This is a genomic window from Streptomyces sp. Rer75 (assembly GCF_013414305.1).
Taxonomy (GTDB): Bacteria; Actinomycetota; Actinomycetes; order Streptomycetales; family Streptomycetaceae; genus Streptomyces; species Streptomyces himastatinicus.
Genome location: NZ_CP058693.1, coordinates 2,668,972 through 2,688,977 on the forward strand (window position 1 = coordinate 2,668,972; position 20,006 = coordinate 2,688,977).

Annotated in this window: 21 protein-coding genes; 9 read left to right on the forward strand and 12 right to left on the reverse strand. The window is 72.0% G+C overall.

Translation table 11 applies throughout. From position 1 onward, the window contains the following. The first annotated feature begins 159 nt into the window (after positions 1-159). From HYQ63_RS11080 to HYQ63_RS11095, 4 genes are all read left to right on the forward strand, one after another. Positions 160-1,038 (forward strand): glycerophosphodiester phosphodiesterase family protein, encoded by an 879-nt coding sequence (locus HYQ63_RS11080; RefSeq protein WP_179933670.1) that lies wholly within the window; start codon positions 160-162, stop codon positions 1,036-1,038. A 58-nt stretch (positions 1,039-1,096) separates the two neighbouring features. Further along, a complete protein-coding gene (locus HYQ63_RS11085) occupies positions 1,097-1,675 on the forward strand; it encodes a methylated-DNA--[protein]-cysteine S-methyltransferase (protein ID WP_373689059.1) in 579 nt (192 codons plus the stop codon). Between the two features lie 249 nt (positions 1,676-1,924). Beyond that, positions 1,925-2,566 carry a DUF4360 domain-containing protein gene (locus HYQ63_RS11090; protein ID WP_179933671.1) on the forward strand — a complete coding sequence of 214 codons (642 nt, stop codon included), beginning with the start codon at positions 1,925-1,927 and terminating at the stop codon, positions 2,564-2,566. A gap of 61 nt (positions 2,567-2,627) precedes the next feature. Continuing rightward, complete coding sequence (locus tag HYQ63_RS11095) at positions 2,628-3,287, forward strand: DUF4360 domain-containing protein (protein WP_179933672.1); 660 nt, start codon at positions 2,628-2,630, stop codon at positions 3,285-3,287. 90 nt (positions 3,288-3,377) lie between these two features. Here the strand turns inward: HYQ63_RS11095 and HYQ63_RS11100 are convergent, their stop codons facing one another. Further along, positions 3,378-4,025: a uridine kinase gene (locus HYQ63_RS11100; RefSeq protein ID WP_179933673.1), complete on the reverse strand. Its 648-nt coding sequence runs from the start codon at positions 4,023-4,025 to the stop codon at positions 3,378-3,380. Between the two features lie 76 nt (positions 4,026-4,101). On the opposite strand from HYQ63_RS11100, the gene HYQ63_RS11105 reads away from it, so the two are divergent. Beyond that, positions 4,102-4,653, forward strand: coding sequence for a DUF1697 domain-containing protein (locus HYQ63_RS11105; protein WP_179933674.1), 552 nt, complete (start codon positions 4,102-4,104; stop codon positions 4,651-4,653). A gap of 21 nt (positions 4,654-4,674) precedes the next feature. On the opposite strand, the gene HYQ63_RS11110 is transcribed toward HYQ63_RS11105, so the two are convergent. Further along, the gene (locus tag HYQ63_RS11110; protein ID WP_179933675.1) at positions 4,675-5,136 is read right to left on the reverse strand and encodes a type II toxin-antitoxin system PemK/MazF family toxin; all 462 of its coding nucleotides are present in this window, start codon (positions 5,134-5,136) and stop codon (positions 4,675-4,677) included. Positions 5,137-5,215: 79 nt separating this feature from the next. Here HYQ63_RS11110 and HYQ63_RS11115 point away from each other — a divergent pair, with 79 nt between their 5' ends. Continuing rightward, positions 5,216-6,436 carry an aromatic acid exporter family protein gene (locus HYQ63_RS11115; protein ID WP_179933676.1) on the forward strand — a complete coding sequence of 407 codons (1,221 nt, stop codon included), beginning with the start codon at positions 5,216-5,218 and terminating at the stop codon, positions 6,434-6,436. A 26-nt stretch (positions 6,437-6,462) separates the two neighbouring features. On the opposite strand, the gene HYQ63_RS11120 is transcribed toward HYQ63_RS11115, so the two are convergent. Beyond that, on the reverse strand, positions 6,463-7,596 hold the full coding sequence (locus HYQ63_RS11120) for an ADP-ribosylglycohydrolase family protein (protein ID WP_179933677.1): 1,134 nt from the start codon (positions 7,594-7,596) through the stop codon (positions 6,463-6,465). A gap of 136 nt (positions 7,597-7,732) precedes the next feature. Between HYQ63_RS11120 and HYQ63_RS11125 the strand changes: the two genes are divergently transcribed. Beyond that, a complete protein-coding gene (locus tag HYQ63_RS11125; protein WP_179933678.1) occupies positions 7,733-8,014 on the forward strand; it encodes a DUF6343 family protein in 282 nt (93 codons plus the stop codon). Between the two features lie 28 nt (positions 8,015-8,042). Here the strand turns inward: HYQ63_RS11125 and HYQ63_RS11130 are convergent, their stop codons facing one another. The 4 genes from HYQ63_RS11130 to rpsA form a co-directional block, all read right to left on the reverse strand. Further along, positions 8,043-8,411, reverse strand: a complete 369-nt coding sequence (locus HYQ63_RS11130) for a tetratricopeptide repeat protein (protein WP_179933679.1) — start codon at positions 8,409-8,411, stop codon at positions 8,043-8,045. Between the two features lie 218 nt (positions 8,412-8,629). Next, positions 8,630-9,235 (reverse strand): dephospho-CoA kinase, encoded by a 606-nt coding sequence (gene coaE, locus HYQ63_RS11135; RefSeq protein ID WP_179933680.1) that lies wholly within the window; start codon positions 9,233-9,235, stop codon positions 8,630-8,632. 88 nt (positions 9,236-9,323) lie between these two features. After that, positions 9,324-10,268 carry a PAC2 family protein gene (locus HYQ63_RS11140; RefSeq protein WP_179933681.1) on the reverse strand — a complete coding sequence of 315 codons (945 nt, stop codon included), beginning with the start codon at positions 10,266-10,268 and terminating at the stop codon, positions 9,324-9,326. Between the two features lie 227 nt (positions 10,269-10,495). Then, positions 10,496-11,998, reverse strand: coding sequence for a 30S ribosomal protein S1 (gene rpsA / locus HYQ63_RS11145; protein WP_179933682.1), 1,503 nt, complete (start codon positions 11,996-11,998; stop codon positions 10,496-10,498). Between the two features lie 363 nt (positions 11,999-12,361). Between rpsA and HYQ63_RS11150 the strand changes: the two genes are divergently transcribed. Then, positions 12,362-13,258 carry a class I SAM-dependent methyltransferase gene (locus HYQ63_RS11150; RefSeq protein ID WP_179933683.1) on the forward strand — a complete coding sequence of 299 codons (897 nt, stop codon included), beginning with the start codon at positions 12,362-12,364 and terminating at the stop codon, positions 13,256-13,258. Positions 13,259-13,276: 18 nt separating this feature from the next. After that, on the forward strand, positions 13,277-16,120 hold the full coding sequence (locus HYQ63_RS11155) for an ATP-dependent RNA helicase (protein WP_179933684.1): 2,844 nt from the start codon (positions 13,277-13,279) through the stop codon (positions 16,118-16,120). 21 nt (positions 16,121-16,141) lie between these two features. On the opposite strand, the gene HYQ63_RS11160 is transcribed toward HYQ63_RS11155, so the two are convergent. The 5 genes from HYQ63_RS11160 to HYQ63_RS11180 all read right to left on the reverse strand — a co-directional run bounded on the left by HYQ63_RS11160 (position 16,142) and on the right by HYQ63_RS11180 (position 19,906). Continuing rightward, positions 16,142-16,516, reverse strand: a complete 375-nt coding sequence (locus HYQ63_RS11160; RefSeq protein WP_009718762.1) for a hypothetical protein — start codon at positions 16,514-16,516, stop codon at positions 16,142-16,144. After that, positions 16,513-16,731 carry a hypothetical protein gene (locus HYQ63_RS11165; RefSeq protein WP_039942128.1) on the reverse strand — a complete coding sequence of 73 codons (219 nt, stop codon included), beginning with the start codon at positions 16,729-16,731 and terminating at the stop codon, positions 16,513-16,515. Before HYQ63_RS11165 ends, HYQ63_RS11160 begins: the two co-directional genes overlap by 4 nt. A 49-nt stretch (positions 16,732-16,780) precedes the next feature. Then, positions 16,781-17,785, reverse strand: a complete 1,005-nt coding sequence (locus HYQ63_RS11170) for a DUF3068 domain-containing protein (protein WP_179933685.1) — start codon at positions 17,783-17,785, stop codon at positions 16,781-16,783. 17 nt (positions 17,786-17,802) lie between these two features. Beyond that, a complete protein-coding gene (locus HYQ63_RS11175; RefSeq protein WP_009718759.1) occupies positions 17,803-17,937 on the reverse strand; it encodes an SPW_0924 family protein in 135 nt (44 codons plus the stop codon). A 175-nt stretch (positions 17,938-18,112) separates the two neighbouring features. Continuing rightward, the gene (locus HYQ63_RS11180) at positions 18,113-19,906 is read right to left on the reverse strand and encodes a lytic transglycosylase domain-containing protein (RefSeq protein ID WP_179933686.1); all 1,794 of its coding nucleotides are present in this window, start codon (positions 19,904-19,906) and stop codon (positions 18,113-18,115) included. Positions 19,907-20,006: the final 100 nt, after the last annotated feature.

Genomic DNA, 20,006 nt, shown 5'->3' on the forward strand with positions numbered 1-20,006 from the left:
TACGACTCGCCACTGACAACGGCCGGGCCTCCCGCTCCCGCGGCCGCTCCGGGAGGGGTACGGGATGGATCAATGTACGGCTTTTCTGTGACTGTCCTCCGGTACGGCTGGTCTGGCACGCTTCGGCCGTCCACGAGTCAGACGACGCGAGGAGTCCGTATGCAGATCCGCCCCGCCGCCGCGTTATCCGGCGCTCTCCTGGGTGTCTCGGCGCTCTTCCTCCCCACGGCGGCGCAGGCCGCAGCCGGCGCATCGCACCACCACCCCGTCACGGTGGCGCACCGGGGCGCCTCCGCCTACGCCCCCGAGAACACGCTGGCCGCCGTCGACGCCGCCGATGACCTGGGCATCGACTGGGTGGAGAACGATGTGCAGCGCACCCGGGACGGGGAGCTGATCATCATGCACGACACCACCCTGAACCGGACCACCGACGTCGAGGAGGTCTTCCCGGACCGCGCCCCCTGGAAGATCTCCGACTTCACCCTGGACGAGATCGAGAAACTTGACGCCGGGAGCTGGTTCGGGTCGGAGTTCGCGGGCGAGCCGGTGCCGACCCTGGAGGAGTACCTGGATCGGGTTTCGGACAACCACCAGAAGCTGCTGATGGAGATCAAGGCGCCGGAACTGTACCCGGGCATCGAGCGGCAGACGCTGCGCGAGCTGCGCCGGGAGGGCTGGCTCGACCGCAAGCACCTCAAGCGGCTGATCGTGCAGAGCTTCAGCGCCGACTGCGTCCAAGCGGTCCACAAGCTGCGGCGGGACGTCAAGACCGGTTTCCTGGGCACCCCGCCCGTCGCCGATCTGCCGCGGTACGCGGAGTTCGCCGACCAGGTCAACCCGAACCACACGACGATCGACGCCGCGTACGTGAAGGAGATCCAGGCGGTACGCGGTGCCCACGGCCGTCCGCTGGAGGTCTACACCTGGACGGTGAACGACGGCCCGAACGCGGTCAAGGTCGCGCGGATGGGGGTGGACGGGATCATCACCAACAAGCCCGATGTGGTGCGGGAGGCGCTGGACGACATCCGCTGACGGCGGCTGACAGCAGCTTGTGACGGGGGCTGTCGGGCCCCCCGCCTACGCTGAAGGTGTGACGAAAGAGCAGCGGCAGCCGGAGCGGCAGTCCGAGCGGCAGGAGCCCCAGGACTGGTCCTGGGCGGTGTCCGACACGCCCATCGGTCCCCTGCTGCTCGCGGCCACCGGCCAGGGGCTGGTCAACGTGGTCTTCCACGCCGACCCGAAGACGGCGGCCGGGGCCGTCGACCGGCTCACCCGCCGCCTCGGCACCGGCCCCGCGCCCGAGCCCGGTGCGCATCTGACCGAGGCGATACGGCAGCTGGAGAGCTACTTCGCCGAGAAGACGCGGGCGTTCACCCTGCCGCTGGACTGGTCCCTGTCCACCGGCTTCAACCGCCGGGTGCTGCGCGAGCTGGCCGCCCACGTTCCGTACGGCACGGTCGTCGGCTACCAGGACCTCGCCCGCCGCGTCGGCGAGCCGGACGCCGCCCGCGCGGTCGGCGTGGCCATGGGCAGCAATCCGCTGCCGGTGGTGGTTCCCTGCCATCGCGTCGTGGAGAGCGGCGGCGGCATAGGCGGCTTCGGCGGCGGGCTGGAGACCAAGCGGACCCTGCTGGCCCTGGAAGGGGTACTTCCGCAACCGCTTTTCTGACCGGAAGGGTTCTCCGGTTACCGGGGTCGAAAATATCTTGCCGCGGAAAACCACCGCCATCTTGTCATGGACCCGTTCCGCCCTTACCTTAAGAGCGCTCGCGGGCCCCACCCAGCGAGAATGCTACGCAAGCACATTCAGGTACGCGGTAACGCTCTTTCGTTCTTCCGCTCTTCCCGCTCACGCTCGAAAGACGTACGCGTTCCTTCACGGCTCAACCACGTCCCCCGATGATCGAATTGGAGAGCCATGTCCGGTGTTCTGCTCGCCGGCGGCGCGGCCGCGGCGTTATTCGCCTCTGCCTTTTCCGCCCAGGGTGTTTCCTCGACCCCCGATGTACCGCCGGAGAAGATCCAGATCAGCGTCAATACCGTGAACGGCTCGGGCTGCCCGAAAGGGACCGCAGCGGTGGCCGTGGCCAGTGACAACACGGCATTCACCGTGACCTACAGCGACTATCTCGCTCAGGTCGGCCCCAGCTCGAACCCCACCGACATCCGTAAGAACTGCCAGCTCAACTTGGGCGTTCACGTGCCGCAGGGGTTCACCTACGCCATCGCCCAGGTCGACTACCGCGGCTACGGCTCCCTGCAAAAGGGCGCGAAGGGCACCGAGAAGGCGAGTTACTACTTCCAGGGGTCGTCGGACACGGCATCGCGCACCCATGAGTTCAGCGGTCCGTACAACGACAACTGGCAGACCACCGACAGCACGGAATACAGCGCGCTGGTATGGGCGCCGTGCGGCCAGGACCGCAACTTCAACATCAACACCGAACTGCGGGTAAGCGCGGGCACCTCCGCGGCCGGCACCACCAGCTTCATGGCCATGGACTCGACGGACGGCGGAGCCAACACCATTTACCACCTGGCCTGGAAGGAATGCCCCTAGCCCTTCCAGCGGGGCGGGCCCCTCCAGCAGAGCGGGTAAATCCACCATCGAATGGAGAATCATGCCCGGTGTTCTGTACGCAGGCGGCGTGGTCGCGGCGTTATTCGCCTCGACGCTCACCTCCCAGGCATACGCGCAACCCCCGTTCGACACCGTGCCACCCGACAAGATCGTGATCAAGGTCGCGACCGTCAACGGCTCGGGCTGTCCGGCCGGAACGGCGGCGGTGGCCGTCTCCCCCGACAACACCGCGTTCACGGTCACCTACAGCAATTACCTCGCCCAGGTGGGCAAGGGCTCCAAGCCGACCGACTTCAGGAAGAACTGCCAGCTGAATCTGGTCACGCACGTGCCGCAGGGCTTCTCCTACGCCATCGCCAGCGTCGACTACCGGGGCTACGCCCACCTGGAAAAGGGCGCCTCCGCCACCGAGAAGGCCTCGTACTACTTCCAGGGCCAGTCGCAGACGACGTCGAGCACGCATGACTTCAGCGGCTCCTACGACGACAACTGGCAGGTCACCGACACGGCCGACATCGCCACCGTGGTCTGGTCCCCCTGTGGTGAGCTGCGGAACTTCAACATCAACACCGAACTGCGGGTCAACGCCGGATCGTCGAACACCACGGACACGACGAGCTTCATCACCATGGACTCGACGGACGGCGACGTGAGCACCACCTACCACTTCGCGTGGAAGGAGTGCCCGCAGAAGAAGTAGCGCGCGGACGCGGACGGACGGCCTCAGGGAACCCCAGGAAATCCCCGGCCATCCCCGGAACGGACCCAGGACCGGTCCCCCCAGGCGGCCCTACGGTTCCGGGCGGTGCCACGCCGGGTGCCGGGGGTCGTCCGCCCGCACCACGACGTCCGCGCTCTCGACGGGCCGCACCTCGTCCTCGTACCGCGCGAAGGCGGGCAGCGTCCAGCGCTGGTCCTCCTCGGTGCGGCGGGCGAGGGCGGCCTGCGTCAGCCACAGATGCACCGACAGGTCGAACGGGAACCAGTGCCCCAGCAGCAGCGCGCCGTGCAGCAGCAGCACCCCGCCCGGCGGCAGTTCTGTGTAAGGGCTGCGGGTGGCCCGGTCGGTCGCCGGGTCCCACAGGTCGGGCAGCACCCGCCCGGTGCCGCCCGGTCCCGGCTCCAGCGGGGTGAAGACCTCGCGCCACAGGGCTCCGGTGTCCAGCCAGCGGTCGTAGTACGCGTCGGCGTCCCGCTTCCCGTACTCGTAGCGCAGCGACGCGGGCCGCAGGAACCCCGCCGCCGCGACCACGAGCACCGGGCGCCCGCGTATCCGCAGCGCCTCCGCCAGGTCCCGGGCCAGCTCCCCGGGGCGCGCCGCGGGGGCGCCGTCGACCGCCACCCTGAGCCAGGGGCCGCCGTCCGCCGCCGTCATTCCGGCGATGCGGTCGGCGGTCGCGTCGGTCAGCCGTTCCCAGGTGATCGCTTCGAGCCGCACCCACCCCATGATGCCGTGCCCCTCCTGGCGCGCTGCGGGTACGCTCCCCGCAGGCGTCACGTCAGGAGATCCGGCCATGGCATCCCAGGTAGCGCTGCTGCGCGGCATCAATGTGGGCAGCGGCAGGAAGTTCCCGATGGCGCGGCAGCGCGCGCTGATGGCCGAGCTGGGCTTCGAGGGTGTCACCGTCCACCTCCAGAGCGGCAACATCGTCTTCGCCGACCCCGGCGACCCGCCCGAGCGCACCGCCCGCACGCTGGAGGACGCCTTCGCCGCCGACCTGGGCTTCTCCGTCCCCGTGATGGTGCGGACCCGCGACGAGCTGGCCGCCGTCGTCGCCGCCAACCCGTACCCCGCCGCCGTGGCCGAACCCAAGACCCTGCACGTGGTCTTCCTGTCGGACGTGCCCACCGACACCTCGGCGCTGGACGCGCTGAACGCTCTGAACACAGCCGCGTACGCGCCCGACGAGTTCCGGCTCGTCGGGCGCGAGATCTACCTCCACCTGCCGGGCGGGCTCGGCCGTTCCAAGCTGGCCGCGAAGCTCACCAACCCCCGGCTCGGGGTGACGGCCACCGCCCGCAACTGGAACACGGTCACCAAGCTGCTGGCGCTCGCCGACGCCTGACCATCCGCCCGCCGCGGGGGCTCAGCGCCAGCCGTACCGCTGCCGCAGCCGCATCACGACCAGGTCGAAGCGCGGCCGGTCCAGCGCACACGCCTCGCGCCGCATGCCATCCGGATACACCCGCAGGACACGGTCCAGGTCGACCCAGGAGTCCCGCCCGGCCCGGTCCCACGGCCCGGCGCCGATCGCCACCCACTCGTGGTCGCCGTCGTGCCGCTTGCTCGACAGCTGTACGGCCAGCAGCGTGCCGCCGCGCTCACGCGCGACGACCAGCACCGGCCGGTCCTTGCCGCGGCCGTCGTTCTCCTCGTACGGAACCCACGTCCAGACGATCTCGCCCGGATCGGGGTCCCCGTCCGGATCCGGTGCGTACTCGGTCCGTACCCGCCCGACCTGGCGCGGCGCGGCTTCGACGGTGGCGGTGGGTCCGGTGCTCCCGGGCAGCGCCTCGTCGTCTTCGGTCCCCTTGAATGGCCTGATCACGCCCGACACGTTAGCCCGTCCGAGGTGGCCGGGCGGCGGCGCGGTACCCGTCGCTCACGCAGCGGGAAGGGACAAGCATGTGCCTGATGTCCTCGACCCGGTGGCGGACCTCGTCAAGCGCCGCAAAGCCCCCGTCGTCGTCCAGACCCTGCGTTCCGCGGCGGCCGCGACCATCTCCTACGTCGTCGCCCTCCAGCTGAGCACCGAAGCGGCCCCGCTGACCGCCCCGCTCACCGCGCTGCTCGTGGTGCAGGTGACCCTCTTCGCGACCCTCACCACCGGCATCCGACGGGTGAACGCCGTGGTGGTGGGCGTCCTGCTCGCCATTACCTTCTCCATCCTGGTCGGGCTGACCTGGTGGAGCCTGGGTCTGATCATCCTCGCCTCGCTGACGGCCGGTCATTTCGCACGGGTGAGCGAGTTCGTCCCGGAGGTGGCGATCAGCGCCATGCTCGTCCTCGGCGTGAGCCAGGTGACCACCACCGCCTGGTCCCGGGTGCTGGAGACCCTGATCGGGGCCGTCGTCGGACTGGCCTTCAACTTCCTGTTCGCGCCGCCCGTCTGGGTGCACACCGCGGGCGAGTCCATCGTGGACCTGGCCCGCCGGATGCGTCAGCTCCTGCTGCACATGGCCGAGGAGCTGGGCAGCCCCACCCCGGTCGAACGCGCCGCCGCCCGCCTCCACGAGGCCCGCCGCCTCGACCACGACATCTCCCAGGTCGACGCCGCCCTCCGGCAGGCCGAGGACAGCGTCCGCCTCAACCCCCGGGTCAAGGAGGGCCTGCTGCACCGGGTGGTGCTGCGCACCGGCCTGGACACCCTGGAGATCTGCACGGTCGTCCTGCGCGTCCTCACCCGCACCCTCACCGACCTCGCCAAGAAGCGCACGGACGAACCCCTCTTCCCCGCCGACGTGGCCGAGGCGCTGGAGGACCTCTTCCGCTACACCGCCGCCGCCGTCGAAAGCTTCGCCGTCCTGGTCACCAGCTCGATCAGCGCCAACGCCGAGGAGGCCGAATCCCACCTGGCCACCGAGCTGTCCCGGGCCCACACCAGCCGCGACGAGGCCGCCCACCTCCTCCTCCGCCGCGTCCAGGGGCACCCGGACCAATGGCAGCTCCAGGGTGCCCTGCTCGCCGAGGTCGACCGCATCCTCGCCGAACTGGACATGGAGCAGCGCTCCCGGCGCCTCATGGAAGAACTGGACCGCAGCACCCGCGAGAAGCGCGACCGCTTCCCCGCCCTCCGCAAGCTCCCACGCCGCCTCCGCGGTGACCGGAGCGGCCAGTTGAGCAGGTAGTCAGTTCAGCGGGGTTCAGCGGGTGGTCAGTTCAGCGGGTAGCGGTCCTGGGGGAAGACCGCGGCGTCGTACGGCTGGGCGGACGGGTGGAATACGGAGGCGAAGTCATCGGCCAGCTCGGCTATCGTGCCGCGGCCCTCCACCTGCGCCAGCCAGGACGGCGGCAGGCGCAGGTCGCCGTGGTGGGCGCCCAGCAGGTTGCCGCAGATCGAGCCGGTCGAGTCGCTGTCGCCCGAGTGGTTGACGGACAGCAGCAGCGCCGCCGGGACGCTGGGGCCCGCCAGGGCCGCGTAGACCCCGATGGCCAGCGCTTCCTCGGCGATCCACCCACCGCCGAGCGACTCGACCTTCTCCGCGGTGGGGTCGCCCCCGGCCGCCAGGTCGATCGCGCGGCGCAGGGCGGTGGCGGTCTCCTCGTGCCGTGGGAAGGCGCGCAGGATCTCCAGGGTGCGCAGGACCGCGCCCTCCAGGGAGTCGCCTTCGAGGAGGTTGGCGACGATCGCGGCCAGGGCGCCCGCCGCGAGGTAGCCGGTCGGATGGCCATGGGTGATCTGGGCGCAGCGGGCAGCGAGTTCGAAGCAGTCGCGGGCGGGCAGACCGGTGAGGCCGAACGGGGCCGACCGCATCACGGTGCCGCAGCCCTTGGAGCCGCCGTTCACCGGGCCCGGGCCGCCGTAGAGGGGGGCGTCCACGGCGGGGGTGTGGCCTTCGAGGAGGCCGGAGAGGCACGCGTTGCCGGGCGCGCGGCGGGCGTACAGCCACGGATGGGTGCGCAGCCAGCCGGAGCGGCCGATGTCCTCCGGGGTCCGCTGGCGCGGCGGCTCGGGAAAGTTCTGGGTGTCGAGCCAGCGCAGGTACGCCCGGCGGATGACGGCGATCACGGCGCCCCCGACGCCCTCGGCGGAGGCGAGGGCGTGGGCCCGGATCAGCCCCTCGGCCGTGAACAGGGTCATCTGGGTGTCGTCGGTGATCCGGCCCGCGACGCCGCTGTCGTCCGGGACGAAGCCGGTGACGCCCGCCCGGCCGTACGCCTCACGGATCCCCGACAGGGAGCGGAACTCGATCGGGTTGCCGATCGCGTCACCGATCGCACCGGCCAGCAGACAGCCGCGGATGCGGGCCCGCCGGGCGGCCGATTCGTCCCATGACTGCTGGATCACGTGCGACTCCTGTTCCTGCGCGGCTGGCTGCACAGCTCCCGTGTGCTCAGCACATGATCGCAGACCACACCGACAGACCCCGGCGCGGTAGCGTCGAAGAGGGAGACGCAAGGGGGTGGGCGGGAGATGCGCTGCGATGTCGATGCGATTCATCCGTACGGGCGATGAGCCCGCGCATGCCCGCAGCCCGCTGCGGATGCGGCTGTGGCTCGCCGTCTGGGGGCTGCTGTGGACCGTCGGCGGCACGGTGGCCTTCGCACTGGCGGACAGGCCGGGCTGGGCGGCCGCCTGCGCGGCGCTCGCCGCGATCACCCTGATCGACCTGGCCCTGGTCATCCGGCACATCCGGCAGGGGCCGCACTACCAGCCGGGGCGGGACGTACCGCCGTACGCGCCGGTCAGGGGGCGGCGGCGCTGACGGCACCGCCCCCCTGGGTCGGCGCGGCTCAGCCCTGCTCGCCGAACCGCGCCGCCTCCACGAAGTCCGGGCGCGGATCGAGCGCCGCGGCGAGGCGGAAGTGGCGGATGGCCTCGGCCCGGCGGGAGGCGCGCTCCAGCGTACGGGCGAGGGCGAAGTGGGCGAACGCGTTGTCCGGCTCGCGCTCCAGCACGATGTGGAATTCCAGTTCCGCGGCACGGAGCTGGGCCGCGCCGAAGAACGCGCGGGCCCGCAGCAGCCGGGCCGCGGTGTTCTCGGGGTGGGCGGTGATGACCGAGTCGAGCAGCTTGACGGCGCCTCGCGGATCTCGGGCGGCGAGCAGCTGCTCCGCGGCGCGGTAGTCGATGACATGGGTCTCGGGCGTGGGCTCGGGCACAGCCGCTTCCTTCCCCGGGCTTGCGTGATCGTTGGCCCCGTGTGCGGTGATCCCTCGGTGGTGTCCCTGGGTGTTCCCTCGGCGATGATCGTCGTTACGGGCACCACAACAACCACCTGGTGCGCCACATTCCCCCTCGGTCCGCCCCGCAAGCATGCCCGCCCCGCGAACACGCCCGCTCCGCGAACATGCCCGCCCCGCAAGCGCGGCCCGTCGCCTCAGTCCGTGGCGGCGGCCCGTTCCACCAGCTCCGTCCAGACCTTGCGGACCCGCGGCTCCAGCTCCTCCAGCGGGCCGTCGTTGTCGATCACGACATCGGCGACGGCCAGCCGCTCCTCGCGGGTCGCCTGGGCCGCCATCCGGGCCCGCGCCTCGTCCTCGGTCATGCCGCGCAGCCGGACCAGCCGGTCGAGCTGGGTCTCGGGCGTGGCGTCGACGACCAGCACCAGGTCGTACAGGGACCCCAGGCCGTTCTCGGCGAGCAGCGGGACGTCGTGGACGACCACCGCCTCCGGCCCGGCGTCCGCCTGGAGTTCGGCGGAGCGGTCGCGGACCAGGGGGTGGACGATGGCGTTCAGGGCGCGCAGCCGCTCGGGGTCGTTGAAGACGATGCCGCCGAGCTTGGGCCGGTCGAGCCGGCCGTCGGCGGTCAGCACCCCGGGCCCGAACTCGGCGACGACGGCGGCGAGGCCGGGGGTGCCCGGCTCGACCACCTCACGGGCGATCCGATCGGAGTCGATCAGCACCGCGCCGTAAGAGACCAAGATCCGCGAGACTTCGCTCTTGCCCGCGCCGATTCCGCCCGTGAGCCCCAGCTTCAGCATGGGGCCCACGCTATACGAGCACGGGCCCCCGCTATACGAGCACGGGTCCCGCTATATGGGCACGGGGCCCCGCTGGAGGGGCCGCCGCTCAGGCACCGCCCTCGCCCTCCCGCTCGGCCAGGAAGCGTTCGAACTCGGCGCCCAGCTCGTCCGCCGACGGCAGCTCGGCCGGTTCCGCGACCAGGTTGCCGCGGCTGTCGGCCCCGGCCACCGCGTCGTACTGGTGCTCAAGACCCCGTACGAGCGCGACCAGCTCGTCGTCCCCCTCCGAGACCTGCCGCTCGATCTCCTCCTGCGTCTTCAGCGCCTCGTTGCGCAGCGCATGCGCCGCGCCCGGCAGCACCAGGCCGGTGGCCGCGGTGACCGCCTCCAGCGCGGTGAGCGCCGCGTCGGGGTAGGCGGATCGGGCCAGATAGTGGGGGACGTGGGCGGCGACGCCGAGGACGTCATGGCCCGCCTCGCCGAGCCGGTACTCGATGAGCGACTCGGCGCTGCCGGGCACCTGGGCCTCGTCGAAGTAGCCGCGGTGGCCGGGCATCAGGTCGGTGCGGTTGCCGTGCGGGGTGAGGCCCACCGGCCGGGTGTGCGGAACGCCCATCGGGATGCCGTGGAAGTTCACCGCGAGCCGCACGCCGAGCCGCTCGATGATCTGCCGCACCGCGGCCGCGAAACGCTCCCACTCCACGTCGGGTTCGGGCCCGCAGAGCAGCAGGAAGGGCGCCGCGGTCGCGTCCCGCACCAGGTGGAGTTCGATCGCCGGGGTCTCGTAGGCCGTCCAGCGGTCGCGCTGGAAGGTGAGCAGGGGGCGCCGGGCCCGGTAGTCGACGAGCCGGTCGTGGTCGAAGCGTGCGACGACCTGCCGCGGCAGCCCGTCGAGCAGCCGCTCCACGATCTGGTCACCGGTCTCACCGGCGTCGATGTAGCCGTCGAAGTGGTAGAGCAGCACCAGCCCGGCCGAATCCCGGGAGGCTATCGCGTCGACTTCGGCGAGCCCACTCGGTTCCCACGCGTACAAATCCTGCGGATCAAGCACTGTGACCGCTCCTCCTTGTGTTCCGTACGCGAAAACACCACACGGGGGCGGGCGCATTCCCGGCCCCGGTCCCAACTCCTGTGCGCATCATGGCCGTCTGCGCCCCGAGACATGCGTGGCGCCGGAACATGCGCCGGAACATGCGTGAGGCCCGCTCCCCCGAAGGGGAACGGGCCTCACACTCGTTCAGCCGGTGCCGCCGACGCTCAGATCAGCGGCGCAGCGATTCAGCTCTGGCCACCGGCCAGCTTCTCGCGGAGCGCGGCCAGCGCCTCGTCCGACGCCAGGGCGCCGGAGTTGTCGGCCGACTCCGAGGAGTACGAACCGCCGCCGGAAGCCTGCCCGCCGGGCGCCGGGGCAGCGCTGCCGGCCTCGGCAGCGGCCTGCTCGTCGGCCTCGCGGGACTTGATGACCTGGGCCTGGTGCTGCTCGAAGCGGGTCTGCGCGTCGGCGTACTGACGCTCCCACTCCTCGCGCTGCTTCTCGTAGCCCTCGAGCCAGTCGTTGGCCTCGGGGTCGAAGCCCTCGGGGTAGATGTAGTTGCCCTGGTCGTCGTAGGACGCGGCCATGCCGTACAGGGTCGGGTCGAACTCGACCGCGGACGGGTCGGCACCGAAGGCCTCGTTGGCCTGCTTCAGCGAGAGGCTGATGCGGCGGCGCTCGAGGTCGATGTCGATGACCTTGACGAAGATCTCGTCGTTGACCTGGACGACCTGCTCCGGGATCTCCACGTGGCGCTCGGCCAGCTCGGAGATGTGGACCAGGCCCTCGATGCCCTCGTCGACGCGGACGAACGCACCGAACGGAACGAGCTTGGTGACCTTACCCGGGACGACCTGACCGATCTGGTGGGTCCGGGCGAACTGCTGCCACGGGTCTTCCTGGGTCGCCTTGAGCGACAGGGAGACGCGCTCGCGGTCCATGTCGACGTCCAGGACCTCGACCGTGACCTCCTGGCCGACCTCGACAACCTCGGACGGGTGGTCGATGTGCTTCCAGGACAGCTCGGAGACGTGGACCAGACCGTCCACGCCGCCCAGGTCCACGAAGGCACCGAAGTTGACGATGGAGGAGACGACGCCGGAGCGCACCTGGCCCTTCTGGAGGGTGGTGAGGAAGGTCTGACGGACCTCGCTCTGGGTCTGCTCCAGCCAGGCGCGGCGGGACAGGACCACGTTGTTGCGGTTCTTGTCCAGCTCGATGATCTTCGCCTCGAGCTCCTTGCCCACGTAGGGCTGGAGGTCGCGGACGCGGCGCATCTCGACCAGGGAGGCGGGAAGGAAGCCGCGGAGGCCGATGTCGAGGATGAGACCACCCTTGACGACCTCGATGACGGTACCGGTGACGATCCCGTCCTCTTCCTTGATCTTCTCGATGGTGCCCCAGGCACGCTCGTACTGGGCGCGCTTCTTCGAGAGGATCAGGCGGCCTTCCTTGTCCTCCTTCTGGAGAACCAGGGCTTCGATCTCATCGCCGACGGCCACGACCTCGTTCGGGTCGACGTCGTGCTTGATCGAAAGCTCGCGGGAAGGGATGACGCCTTCGGTCTTGTAACCAATGTCGAGCAGGACCTCGTCCCGGTCGACCTTCACGATGACGCCGTCGACGATGTCGCCGTCGTTGAAGTACTTGATCGTCTCGTCGATCGCGGCGAGGAAGGCTTCCTCGGAACCGATGTCGTTGACCGCCACCTGCGGGGTGGTGCGGGTTGCCTCGGTGCTGCTCGTCATGTGGGAAAGGGCTCCGGTACGGACATTGAGTCGTAGGTACTGCTACGCCGAGGACCCTTATCGCACCGCCGAAGCCGGACAGCCTGTGAGGCGTGAACCTTTCCGAATCTTTCCAGAGACCGAAAGCGCCTCGACAACCGAGGGGACATACAACAGATGCGAGCGCGGCCTGCTCCGTCTGAGTCGCGCAGGCCCGCAGCGCAACTTGTAGCATACGGGGGCGGCCGGGCATGGTCAATGCACGAAGAGCGCACGTGGGGCCTAACGCCCCTAACCCGGCAATTTGCAGGTCACTGCTGCGACGCGGTTTGTTGCCGCGCCCCGCAGCCACAGGTCGATACAGAGAGTACGACGACGCGCCCGATGGTCCAAGAACACAAGCCCAGCGGTGCCTTCAGGGCCCCCGAGAGTGCCCTTGAAGCCCTCGACGAGGCCCCCGAAGCCTTCGAGCCCACCGCCACCCGCCGGCTCGCCGACGACACCGAGAGCAGCCGGGCCAGCCGCGGCTGGTGGGACCGCAACGCGGACGAGTACCAGGAGGAGCACGGCGCCTTCCTCGGCGACGACCGGTTCATCTGGGGCCCGGAGGGGCTGGACGAGGCGGAGGCCGGGCTGCTCGGGCCCGCGGACCTACTGAAGGGGCGCGACGTGCTGGAGGTGGGCGCGGGCGCGGCGCAGTGCTCGCGCTGGCTCGCGGCGCGCGGGGCCCGCCCCGTGGCGTTCGACATCTCCCACCGGCAGCTGCGGCACGCCCAGCGGATCGACGCGGAGGCGGCCGCCCCCGGCCCGTCCGGAATCGCGCTGGTCCAGGCCGACGCGACCGCGCTCCCCTTCCGGGACGGCGCGTTCGACCTCGCCTGCTCCGCGTACGGGGCGGTGCCCTTCGTGGCGGAGCCGGTCCGGGTGATGCGCGAGGTGCACCGGGTGCTCCGGCCGGGCGGCCGGTGGGTGTTCTCGGTGACGCATCCGGTGCGGTGGGCGTTCCCGGACGAGCCGGGGCCCGAGGGGCTGAGCATCTCCGGCTCGTACTTCGACCGCACCCCCTATGTGGAACAGGACGACGCGGGCCGTGCCGTCTATGTGGAACACCACCGGACCCTCGGTGACCGGGTACGGGACGTCGTGGCCGGGGGCTTCCGGCTGATCGACCTCGTGGAACCGGAATGGCCCGCCTGGAACCGTCAGGAGTGGGGCGGCTGGTCCCCGCTGCGTGGCGGCCTCATCCCGGGCACGGCCGTCTTTGTCTGCGAGCGGGACTGAGCGGGGGGACCACCGGCCATGCGTACGGACGTCCTCGACCAGCTCCCCGTCCGCGAAGCCGTCCCCGAGCTGCTGCGCGCGCTCGACCGGCGGGGGTCGGCGGTGCTGTGCGCACCGCCCGGGACCGGCAAGACCACCCTCGTGCCGCTCGTCCTGGCCGGACTGCTGGACGGCGACGGCTCACCGGTTCGTCGTGTCCTGGTGGCCGAGCCGCGCCGGATCGCGGCGCGGGCCGCCGCGCGGCGCATGGCGTGGCTGCTCGGCGAGCGGACCGGCGAACGCGTCGGCTTCACCGTGCGCGGGGAGCGGCAGGCCGGGCCGCGCACCGTGGTCGAGGTGGTGACCACCGGTGTGCTGGTGCAGCGGCTGCAACGGGACCAGGAGCTGGCCGGAGTCGACGCCGTCGTGCTGGACGAATGCCATGAACGGCACCTGGACGCGGACACGGCGGCCGCCTTCCTGCTGGACGTCCAGGCCACGCTGCGCCCGGAGCTGCGGCTGATCGCCGCGTCGGCGACGACCGACGCGGAGGGGTGGGCGCGGCTGCTGGGCGGCGACGGCGGCGATGACGGCGCGGGCGACGGGCAGCCCGCGCCGGTCGTCTCGGCCCCGGGCGTGTCGCACCCCGTCGAGGCGGTGTGGGCGCCGCCCGTACGCCCCGTACGCCCACCGCATGGGATGCGCGTGGACCCGGCCCTGCTCGAACACGTCGCGGACGTGGTGCGGCGCGCACTGCGCGAACGGTCCGGTGACGTCCTGTGCTTCCTGCCCGGCGTCGGCGAGATCGGCCGGGTGGCGGGGCTGCTGGGCGGCGCCGACGCGGACGTCCTCCAGGTCCACGGGCGCGCCCCCGCCGCCGTGCAGGAGGCCGTGCTCGCGGGCGCGGACGGCGGTCGGCGGCGGGTGGTGCTGGCGACCTCGGTCGCCGAGTCCAGCCTGACCGTGCCGGGCGTACGGATCGTCGTCGACAGCGGCCTCGCCCGCGAGCCGCGCATGGACCACGCGCGGGGCCTGAGCGCCCTGACGACCGTACGGGCCTCGCGGGCCGCGGCCCGGCAGCGCGCGGGCCGGGCCGGGCGCGAGGCGCCGGGGACGGTCTACCGCTGCTGGCCGGAGGCCGAGGACGCCCGGCTGCCGCGCTTCCCGTCGCCGGAGATCGCCGAGGCCGACCTGACGGCCTTCGCCCTCCAGGCGGCGTGCTGGGGCGACCCGGACGCGTCCGGCCTCGCCCTGCTCGACCCACCGCCCGGTGGGGCCATGACCGCCGCGCGGGAGGTGCTGACCGCGATCGGCGCCGTCGACGCGGCCGGGCGCGCCACCGAGCGCGGCCGCCGCATGTCCCGCCTCGGCCTCCACCCCCGCCTCGCCCGCGCCCTCATCGACGGCGCCCCCGAGGTCGGCGCCCGCCGGGCGGCCGAGGTGGTGGCCCTGCTGAGCGAGGAGCCACCGCGGGAGTACGGCGACGACCTGGCCGCCGCCTGGCGCACCGCCCGCCGCGCGGGAGACCCGTACGCGCCCCGCTGGCGCCAGGAGGCCCGCCGCCTGGAGCGCGCGGTGACGGGGGACGCGGGCGGCCCGCGGACGGATGCCGCCACCGGCGGACCGCGCGGCGGACCGTCGGCGGCGATGCCCGCCGCCACCGCGCCGCCCGCGAAGGCCGAGCGTGCGGACGCCGGTACCGCACAGCCGGGGCCCGGTCCCGGCGCGGGCGCCGCACCCGATGCGCCCAGCGGGGGCGAGTCGGTGGGCGCCGGCACCGCGTCCGCCGGACGGCCGGACGGGCCGACTCCGGGCACCGGGCCGGGTGGCGGCCGGGGCACCGGCAGCCGCGGTGCGCGAAGCAGGGCGTCCGGGCTTCCGGGACAGGACAGCCCGGCGCGATCCGATGACGCCGTCGCCGGGCTCGTCGTCGCGCTGGCGTTTCCCGAGCGGGTGGCGCGGGTGCGGGGCGGGCGGTCGTATCTCATGGCGGCCGGGACCGGGGCCGAGCTGGGCGACGGGTCGCGGCTGGGCGGTGCGCCGTGGCTGGCCGTGGCGGTCGCGGACCGGCCCGTCGCCGCCGCGTCGGCGCGGGTGCGCCTCGCCGCCGTCACCGACGAGGAGACGGCCCGTACGGCGGCCGCGGCGCTGGGGTCGGACGGCGAGGAGGTGCACTGGGCCGACGGGGACGTCGTCGCCCGGCGGGTGTCCCGGCTCGGGGCGATCGAGCTGGTGGCCCGGCCGCTGGCCGCGCCCGACCCGGCGCTCGTGCACGCGGCGCTGCTGGAGGGGCTGCGCCGCGAGGGGACGGGGCTACTGCGCTGGTCCGCGCAGGCCACGGCGGTGCGGCAGCGGATGGCGTTCCTGCACCGGGAGCTGGGGGCGCCCTGGCCGGACGTATCGGAGGCGGCGCTGCTGGCGGACCCGGACGCGTGGCTGGGCGTGGAGCTGGGCCGGGCCCGGCGGCGGGCGGATCTGGAGCGGGTGGACGCCGGTCAGGCCCTGGCCCGGCTGCTGCCGTGGGCGACGGGCCACGCGGCGCGCTTCGAGGAGCTGGCGCCGGAGCGGATCGAGGTGCCGAGCGGCTCGCGGGTGCGGGTGGACTACGGGGACGGGGACGGACAGCCGGTGCTGGCGGCGAAGCTCCAGGAGCTGTTCGGCTGGCAGGAGTCGCCGCGGATCGCGGGCGGGCGGGTGCCGCTGCTGGTGCATCTGCTGTCACCGGCGGGGCGTCCGGCGGCGGTCACGGCCGACCTGGCGTCGTTCTGGCGGGACGGCTACCGCTCCGTACGGGCCGAGCTGCGCGGCCGTTACCCCAAGCATCCGTGGCCGGAGGACCCGACGACGGCCGAGCCGACGCGGCGCACCAACGCCCGCCGCTGAACGGCGCGAGTCGCACCGGGTCTATACGGCCCAGGCGCGCAGCCGCCGGGCGGTCTCGCTCAGGCGGAGCCGGTTGTCCCGTATGTCGCGGATGAGCCCCACCATGGCGCCGGGCGGCGGGGCGATCGCCTCGCCGGACTCCTCCAGGTACATCTGGGCGCAGGCCGCGCCGATGACCGCGTTGTAGTCGGAGAACGGTTCCAGGATCAGCGAGGTGTGGAGGAAGGTCGCGGCGCGCGCCGCGGCCTCCTCGTAGTACGGCTCCCCCGCGAACCGTTCGTAGCGGTGCCGTTCGCTCATGCAGTGCAGTGCGCCCCAGTCACGCACGGGGGTGTTCACCGGGGAGACGTCGACCTGCACGTTGAGCACCCAGCCGGCGTCGACGTACAGGATCAACGCAACCCTTCCGGGAACTCCCGCTCGAACTCGGCCTTGTAGCCCAGGGCGAAGCGCACGGCACCCTCGACGAAGCGCTGCTTCTGACGCCGCCGCACGACGTCCTCGGTCAGTATGTCGTGGGCGAGGCGCTTGATGGCCACGCCCTTCTCCTTCGCCTCGGCGCGCAGCTCCGCCAGTTCCTGCTCGGTGAACTCGATCGTGATACCCGGCATGGAGCGCATGCTAGCCAGCCGACTACCGAGATCACTACCGGCGTCACTATCAGGAGGGAACGCGGGGACGGAGGTTGACGAGCCGTCGCCGCGAGCGCCGCGGAGGCGCCCCCGGGCGACGGCCGCGCTCCTCCAGCAGCAGCGCGACCGCGAGCAGTCCGGCCCCCAGCACCCCGAAGCCCCAGGGCAGATACGTGGTGAAGGCCAGGACCAGCTGCCGCTGGGAGGAGACCATCTTCACCGTGTGGGCGATGTAGTCCTCGCGCATCTTCACGTGGCCCGAGAAGACGGTCACCCGCTCCCGGCCGCCCAGCAGGGTGCCGCCGCGCAGTTCCTCGCGGTGGATCTCCTGCCCGTTGACGGGCGCGCCGGTGGTGGGTTCGACCCAGAACATGCGCTTGGTGGTGTACCAGCGGGAGGTTCCGGCCTTGCGGACGGTCTCGGGGGTGACGCCGTCGACCGGCATGGTCTTGGGCAGCGGGACCTTGGTCCACGGGATGGTCTGCTCGAAGTAGTACACCGTCAGACCGCGGAAGTTCCGGGTGCCCTTGTAGTGGATGGGCGCGGAGGTGCGGGTCTGGGCGTCGAAGTAGCGGTAGTCGCGCTTCTCGGTGAGGAAGGGCCACTTGTACGCGATGCCCTCGCGGCGCACGGCGTCGCCGTCGACGTGCTCGCCGCCCGCGTGCACCGGGTCCTGGGAGTGGGCGTCGAAGACGTAGCGCTCGGGGATCCGGGAGACCATCTTGCCGTCGGGCCCGGCGATGTACGACAGGGCGTCCCAGACGACGACGTCGCGCCCGGTCTCCTTCCCGACCTTCTCGGCCGCGCCCACGTTGCCGCGCAGGGTCTGCACGATGCTGACCTTGGAAACCTTCCGGGGCTTCATGGTGGCGTAGTCGAGCAGGGTGGCGGGGCGGGCCTCCAGGACGGCCGTCTGGTACTCGCTGGGCGGGATCTTGGCGAGCCGGGGGAACGCGTACCAGCGCACCAGCGGCGCGAGGGCGGCGAAGAAGACGGCGAAGGCGAGCAGCACCAGGCTGGCTTTGCGGCGCATGGCGGGGCGTCCCTCCCTCAGGGGTGCTCGGGGACGGTGGTGAGCAGCGGCTCGGGGGAGGTGGTGCCGCCGGGGGCGCCGATGGCCGTCACCGTGAAGACGAGGGCGAGGGCGGCGGCGAGTCCGATCGCGGCGGCGGCGAGGGCGCGCATGCGGGCCTCCCGTGATTGCGGTACGACAACTGACAGGGCGTCAGTTACAGCCGGGGCTGGGCACCGTAGCAACGGGCGGCGCAGATGAGAACACGAAGGGCTCAACGCGAACGCGCCGCCCCCGGGCCCGGTGGGGGCTCGGGGGCGGCGCGCGGTGTGCCCGGTGCGGCGGCCGCTAGGGGGCGGCGGCCTTGGTGACGGTCAGCTCGACGTCGAGGACGGCGCCGTCGGCCGTGGTGAGGCGGAGCAGATAGGTGCCCGCGTGCTCGTCGGTGAGGATCTTCGGAAGCGTCAGCTGTCCGAGGGCGTTGGTCTTCAGCCCGGTCAGGGTGCGGACCGGCTTGCCCTTGGCGTCCAGGAAGTACGGACCCTTGTCGTTCACCTGGGGCTTCTTGGCGTCCGTGATCATGGTCGCGGTGACCGGGACGCCCGCCGCGACCTTGCCCTTGTTGGTCGCCTTGACGGTGAGGAGATCGGCGAAGGCGCCACCGGTCCCGGTCTTGAGGACGCCGTCACCGAGGCGGGCCAGCGCGTCGGCCTGCGGGACAGGGCGGGGCTTGACGGTCGCGGCGAAGTCGACCGGAGACACCTTCTCGCGCCCGACGGCCGTGGCGCGCAGGGTGAACGAGCCGGGCTGCTCGCCCGCGAGCAACTTGGGGGCGGTGGCGGTGCCGTCGAGACCGGTGAGCACGGTGACGGAACGGACGAGGCCGAGGAAGCGGGCGCTCGTCTCACCACGGATCTCGTACTTCACGCGCGCCGCCGCCACCGGCTTGCCCGCGGCGTCCACCGCGCGGACCTTGGGGGAGCCGGTGAACGTCTCACCGGCGGTGGCGGTGAGCTGCTTGGCGCCGACCGCGGTCAGCTTGGCGGTGCCGGTGGGCTTGGGCGCGGGGGTGGTGGGCGGCGTGGTCGGCGGGGTGGGGAGGTCCTGACCGGGCGTCTGCGTCCCGCCTTCGCCCGGCTTCGGGCTCGGCGAGGGGGACGTGGAGCCGCCGCGGCCGTCCTCGGGCTTGGGCAGGGTGCGCGCACCGCCGTTGCCCTTGCCCTTTTCCTTGTCGGACCCCTTGCCGGATTCCTTGCCGGATTCCTTGGAGCCCGTCTTGGAGCCGTTGCCGGGCGGGTCGCTCCGCTCCGAGGGCAGCACTCCGGTGCCGTCGGGAACCTCGTGGGTACCGCTCTTGTAGTACTCGAACCACGACAGGACGGTGTTCAGATACTCCTGCGAGTGGTTGTAGCCGAGGATCGCCGCGTTGATGTCCTTCTGGACGGACAGATCACGGTCGTTGGCGCACAAGTAGTAACCGGCGGCGAGCGCCGCGTCGTAGATGTTGTTGGGGTCCGAGCGGCCGTCTCCGTTGCCGTCCTCGCTCCAGTTCGCCCAAGTGGACGGGATGAACTGCATCGGCCCGACGGCCCGGTCGTGGGTGGTGTCCCCGTCGAACTCGCCGCCGTCGGTGTCCTTGATCAGGGCGAAGCCGTTGCCGTTGAGGGCCGGTCCGAGGATGGGACTGACGGTCGTCCCCTTGTCGTCCACGTTGCCGCCGCGGGCCTGGCCGGACTCGACCTTGCCGATCGCGGCCAGCAGCTGCCACGGCAGATTGCAGCCGGGCTTGGACTCCCTGAGCGCCGCCTCCGCCTTCTTGTACGCGGCGAGGACGCTCGCCGGGATGCCCGCCTCGGCCTTGGTGCTGCTGCCCGGGAACCCCGGCAGGTCGATCGAGGAGCCCGGCTTGTCCGGCTTGGTCAGGGGCGGCAGATCGGTGTGGTACGAGGAGCCGCCGTCGATGGGCGTATCGGGCGAGGGCTGCGCCCCACTGGCCCGGTCCCGGTCCCGGTGGTCACGGTCTGCGTGCTCCTGCGCGGCGAACCCGGGCGCCTGGGATGCGGTGAGGGCGGCCATCGCGGCCGCCGCCACCGCCGTCGTGGCCGCCCCCTTACGCAGACGTCGGCCGATAAGCGGTGCCATCCGTGTGTCCCTCCCGTCGAACACAGTGCGCTCCCCCGCGCGTCAACCCTGGTGACACTACGACAACTTAGGGCCCGCGACTACCGCTGCCTACCGCCCG

Excerpts from the sequence above, each read along its gene's own strand:
- HYQ63_RS11080 (WP_179933670.1), top strand. The coding sequence starts at position 160 with ATGCAGATCCGCCCCGCCGCCGCGTTATCCGGCGCTCTCCTGGGTGTC.
- HYQ63_RS11090 (WP_179933671.1), top strand. The coding sequence starts at position 1,925 with ATGTCCGGTGTTCTGCTCGCCGGCGGCGCGGCCGCGGCGTTATTCGCC.
- HYQ63_RS11095 (WP_179933672.1), top strand. The coding sequence starts at position 2,628 with ATGCCCGGTGTTCTGTACGCAGGCGGCGTGGTCGCGGCGTTATTCGCC.
- HYQ63_RS11105 (WP_179933674.1), top strand. The coding sequence starts at position 4,102 with ATGGCATCCCAGGTAGCGCTGCTGCGCGGCATCAATGTGGGCAGCGGC.
- HYQ63_RS11125 (WP_179933678.1), top strand. The coding sequence starts at position 7,733 with ATGTCGATGCGATTCATCCGTACGGGCGATGAGCCCGCGCATGCCCGC.
- coaE (WP_179933680.1), bottom strand. The coding sequence starts at position 9,235 with ATGCTGAAGCTGGGGCTCACGGGCGGAATCGGCGCGGGCAAGAGCGAA.
- rpsA (WP_179933682.1), bottom strand. The coding sequence starts at position 11,998 with ATGACGAGCAGCACCGAGGCAACCCGCACCACCCCGCAGGTGGCGGTC.
- HYQ63_RS11150 (WP_179933683.1), top strand. The coding sequence starts at position 12,362 with ATGGTCCAAGAACACAAGCCCAGCGGTGCCTTCAGGGCCCCCGAGAGT.
- HYQ63_RS11155 (WP_179933684.1), top strand. The coding sequence starts at position 13,277 with ATGCGTACGGACGTCCTCGACCAGCTCCCCGTCCGCGAAGCCGTCCCC.
- HYQ63_RS11165 (WP_039942128.1), bottom strand. The coding sequence starts at position 16,731 with ATGCCGGGTATCACGATCGAGTTCACCGAGCAGGAACTGGCGGAGCTG.
- HYQ63_RS11170 (WP_179933685.1), bottom strand. The coding sequence starts at position 17,785 with ATGCGCCGCAAAGCCAGCCTGGTGCTGCTCGCCTTCGCCGTCTTCTTC.
- HYQ63_RS11175 (WP_009718759.1), bottom strand. The coding sequence starts at position 17,937 with ATGCGCGCCCTCGCCGCCGCCGCGATCGGACTCGCCGCCGCCCTCGCC.
- HYQ63_RS11180 (WP_179933686.1), bottom strand. The coding sequence starts at position 19,906 with ATGGCACCGCTTATCGGCCGACGTCTGCGTAAGGGGGCGGCCACGACG.